The sequence below is a fragment of the Neisseria sp. P0001.S005 genome (assembly GCF_051963715.1).
This window is the reverse complement of sequence record NZ_JBQCTZ010000347.1, coordinates 1-2,111: the sequence shown is the minus strand read 5'-3', so window position 1 is coordinate 2,111 and position 2,111 is coordinate 1. Positions and strand designations below refer to the sequence as shown.

Annotated in this window: 2 protein-coding genes; both read right to left on the bottom strand. The window is 53.9% G+C overall.

Features of this window, described 5'->3' with window-relative positions:
• A partial coding sequence (locus ACTHSP_RS19965; RefSeq protein ID WP_440346770.1) for an NADH:ubiquinone reductase (Na(+)-transporting) subunit B occupies positions 1–1,028 on the bottom strand: 1,028 nt, incomplete at its 3' end.
• Positions 1,029–1,030: 2 nt separating this feature from the next.
• On the bottom strand, positions 1,031–2,111 hold a 1,081-nt coding region (locus ACTHSP_RS19960; protein ID WP_440346769.1), incomplete at its 5' end, for a Na(+)-translocating NADH-quinone reductase subunit A.

The window sequence follows — 2,111 nt, the reverse complement described above, 5'->3', positions numbered from 1 at the left end:
GGGTCGGTCGCCATAAACAGCATACCGATGGCGAAGCCGCCGACCACCAAGTGCCAGTACCAAGGCATGGAGAACATGGCGTTGGTGTCCGAACCGATGAAGTTAAACAGAGAAGACATGGCAATCATACCGATCATCACGCCGGCGATAATGCGCCAAGAGGCAATGCGGGTGAACACGATAAACGCGCCGCCGATTAAGAGCGCCAAAGTGGATACTTCGCCGATTGAGCCGGGCACGTTACCGATAAACGCATCCATCCAAGAGATGTTTTGACCGGTTACAGCGTTTTTCAGGCCGTCTGCACCGTGTGCCGCCCATTGCGCCAAAGCAGTGGCACCGGAATAGCCGTCAACCGCCGTCCAAACGGTGTCGCCGGTAATATTGGCAGGATAAGCGAAGAACAAGAAGGCACGGCCTGCCAGAGCAGGGTTCATAAAGTTTTTACCTGTACCACCGAACACCTCTTTCGCAACCACCACGCCGAAGGTAATACCCAGGGCGGCCTGCCACAAAGGCAGCGTAGGCGGAACGATTAAAGCGAACAAAATCGAAGTTACGAAGAAACCTTCGTTGATTTCGTGTTTGCGCACGGTGGCGAACAAAACTTCCCAGAAACCGCCGACGATAAATACGGTCGCGTAAATCGGCAGGAAGTAAATCGCGCCGAAGAGCATTTTGCCCAATACGCCCGCTTCAGACGACATATTGATGCCCAAAGCGTTGGCAAGGGCGTAATGCCAGTCGTTGGCGATATTTTGTTGCAGCAAATCAGGCGTTAACGCACCGAATGCCTGTACGCCGACGTTGTACATACCGTAGAACATGGCAGGGAACAAAGCCAGCCACACCAAAATCATCATGCGCTTGGAGTCGAGCGCATCGCGGACGTGGGCCGCTTTGCGCGTTACCGCGCCGGATGTATAGAAAATCGTCGCCGCAGCTTCGTAGAGGGCATACCATTTTTCATGTTTGCCACCCGGCAGGAAGTGCGGTTCGATTTTTTCAAGAAAATGTTTCAAGCCCATAATCAGCCTTCCTTCTCAATGGTTTCCAGCACCTTGCGCAACAGCGGGCCGTATTCGTATTTGCCCGGGCAGACGAAGCTGCACAAAGCGAGGTCTTCTTCGTCCAATTCCAAGCAACCCAGTGCCTGAGCGCTGTCAGTATCGCCGACGATTAAATCGCGCAGGAGCAGGGTAGGCAGAATATCCAAGGGCATTACGCGCTCGTAAGTGCCGATCGGTACCATGGCGCGGTCGCCGCCGTTGACGGCTGTGTTGAACTTGAAGAGTTTGTTTTTCAGGAAATGGCCGAGGGTTGTGCGCGTGATGGAGTATTTGTCCGGTTGTGGCGCAACCCAGCCGAACAGCTCTTTGCTGCGGCCTTCTTCGATAACGGAAATCTGATTGTGGTAGCGGCCGAGGTAATCGTGCGCGCCTTGTGCAATCGCGCCGTTCAATACCGAGCCGGAAATCACGCGGTTGTCTGCGTCAACCAATTCGCCCGCAGTAATTTGCGATACTTTCGCACCCAAAACGGTACGCAAGAGACGCGGTTTGTTGACTTGAGAACCACCCAAGGCAATCACGCGCTCGGTGTTCAGACGGCCTGTTGCAAACAAACGGCCAATGGCAATTACATCTTGATAATTGATGGTCCAAACAGTTTTGTTCGCACCGACTGGCTCGATGAAATGAATGTGCGTGCCACTCAAACCGGCAGGATGCGGACCGCCAAATTCATGTGTTTCGATATTGGCAGCGTTTTCAGACGGCACGTCTGAGCCTGCTACTTTACATACATGGATTTTACGATCGGTCAGGCGGCTCAATACCAACAGGCCGCGTTTGAAGTCTTCGGCGGCTTCTTTGATGATGACCGTAGGATCGGCAGCCAGCGGGTTTGTGTCCATCGCATTGACGAAGATGGCGAACGGCTCGGCATCGACGGCAGGAATTTTGCTGAACGGACGGGTGCGCAGCGCAGTCCACAAACCGGATTGGATCAGGTTGCGGCGCACTTCTTCGCTGCTCAATTTTGCCAGCGCTTCAGGTGCGTAGCGTTCGAACTCGATTTCGTCGTTGCCTTCAACGGCAATCACGACTGAC